Source organism: Bacillota bacterium (genome assembly GCA_040754675.1).
Taxonomy (GTDB): Bacteria; Bacillota; Limnochordia; order Limnochordales; family Geochordaceae; genus Geochorda.
Genome location: JBFMCJ010000666.1, coordinates 1 through 2079, shown reverse-complemented (window position 1 = coordinate 2079; position 2079 = coordinate 1). Strand labels below are relative to the sequence as shown.

The following is a 2079-nucleotide window of genomic DNA, read 5'->3' as shown; positions in this document are numbered from 1 at the left end:
CAGCACCGCCCTGACGCCGTCCCGCACGGCGCCCATGCAGAAGCCCACCGCAGCGAGCCGCCAGGTGCCACACCAAACGGCGGTGAACGCGGAGGCTGCCCGCGGCGGCACCTTTCCGCTCAGCCACCCCACCCCCCGGTCGACCAGGGCCCTCACGGTGCTCCGACGCCGGCCGTAGAACGGGAGGCTGACCAGGCGGTTTATCGCCACCAGCACCCAAGCCGCTGCCAGCGCCAGGGCCATTCCCACCGCGGGCAGACCCCCGGGCAGGCCCCCGGCGAAGCCGCGCAGGTAGGAACACAGGAACAACCAGGCCCGCCTCCCCGCTTCCCGCACAAACAGCCAAACGGCCTGGCCTAAGCCCAGCTGGGCCAGTTTCGGGTCCGGTTTCAGGAAGGTGGACCTGAACAGCTCGGCGTACCCTTCGGCGAACCACACCACGAGCGCCAGCGTGGCCACAAACAGCAAGAACCAGCGCGCCGAATCCGCCGCGTGCTTCAGCCCACCGTTCCACCCCGCCCACGCCGCCCCGCCCACCAGGACCAGCACCAGGAGGTCCCACCAGGGCACGGCGTCGAGCAGCCAGTCCAGCACCCGTCCCACCTCCCCTGCCGGAAATCTACCGCGCAGCCTGCGCTGCCTCCTGCACCCGGTCAGCCTCGTAGAACCGCAGCGTGGCCCGGTCCATGATGAGCGAGATCCTGGCGCCCGCAGGGGCGTGGCGGGCCTTGCGCACCTCCAGGTAGTGCGTGCCCGGCCCGCCCGGGGGCGCCTGGTAGAGATGCACCTCGCCGTCCGCTTCGCGCGACATCCCCCGCGACAGCGCCAGCCGGTGCTCTTCTGTGAGCTGAGCCACCGCCACCACCAGCACCCGCTGCTCCTGGGCCAGCGCCTTCAGGTACCGGGCCGCTTCGGCCAGGAGCTGCCAGGACTCCTTCCTCGGGTCGGAGGGCTGGAGCCGCTGCACCCAGTCCAGGATCACCACCCGGATGCCGGCTGCCGCCACCCCCTGGCGCACCAGCGCGCCCACCTGCTCCACCGTGGCCCAGGGAAGGCTGTCGGTGATCCACAGCGCGTTGTCCTCGATTTCCAGCATGAGCCGCCTCAGGTCCCCCAGTTCCTCCTCGGTCACGTTCCCTGACCGGAGGCGCGAGAGCGGTACCTGGCCCAGCAGTGCGTAAAGCCTCATGGCCAGCTCGCCGGCGGACATCTCCGTGTTGATGAAAAGCACCGGGATGCGCTGCGACACGCCCAGGTTCGCCGCCAGGTTCAGGGCCAGCGCCGTCTTTCCCTTGCCCGTCTCGCCCGCAAGAATCAGCAGGTGGCCGGGCTCCGGGGAAAGGCCCTCGGTGAGCTGCGCCAGACCGAGGTCAAACGACCTTGCTGCGCTGTTGGCCCGGGACTCTATTTCGTCGGCGTACCCCATCCGGACCCACTCACGGCCGGAGAGCAGCACCCCCGGGGACGCCGGCACCGCACACGCGTTGGCCTCCTGCAGGAACCGGGAGAGCACCTGGGCTGGATCCCTGCCCTGCCCGTCCGCGAGAACCCTGCTCGTCCGCGTGCACACCGCGCTCACCCGCCTCAGCGCCGACAGGACCTTGATCTGCCTGGCGGTCTCCCGCGCCTCCTCCGGGTCCGGGGCCTCGCCGTCAGAGACGTCGGGCAGTTCCGGCACGGGCCTCCCGGACCTCAGCGCCTCCCACGCCACGCGGTAGCGGGGCGTGGAGAAGTCCGCCGCGTCCAGGTAGCCCGACAGCGACCACAGAATGCTCCTGTCACGCAGCACCGCCTGCACCAGCGCCCTCTCCAGGCTCGCGCACCGCTCAAACACGGCCGGCCGCCCCCTCCCGGCAGTTGTCGCCGATGGGCACCACGCGGTTCGTCCCGGGCACCACCCGATAGCCGTTCCTGCGGCACCACTCCTCGATGCCGTAGACCTCCGGCTGGTACGGCGTGCTGTCCCGCACCCCGTTCTCGGGCAGCTTGAGCGCAGGGTCCCTCCAGTTCCACTTGCACCGCGCGAAGAAGACGCGGGCCAGGTTCTTCTCCGCGATCTCGGGCAGGCCCATCTGCTGG

Annotated in this window: 3 protein-coding genes; all 3 read right to left on the bottom strand. The window is 70.8% G+C overall.

Annotation, left to right across the window (positions count from 1 at the left end):
* A partial coding sequence (locus AB1609_22285; GenBank protein ID MEW6049163.1) for a hypothetical protein occupies positions 1–594 on the bottom strand: 594 nt, incomplete at its 3' end.
* Positions 595–619: 25 nt separating this feature from the next.
* The gene (locus AB1609_22280; protein ID MEW6049162.1) at positions 620–1834 is read right to left on the bottom strand and encodes a DnaB-like helicase C-terminal domain-containing protein; all 1215 of its coding nucleotides are present in this window, start codon (positions 1832–1834) and stop codon (positions 620–622) included.
* Positions 1827–2079, bottom strand: a 253-nt coding sequence (locus AB1609_22275) for a hypothetical protein (protein MEW6049161.1), incomplete at its 5' end; no start/stop codon positions are given. The genes AB1609_22280 and AB1609_22275, both read right to left, overlap by 8 nt.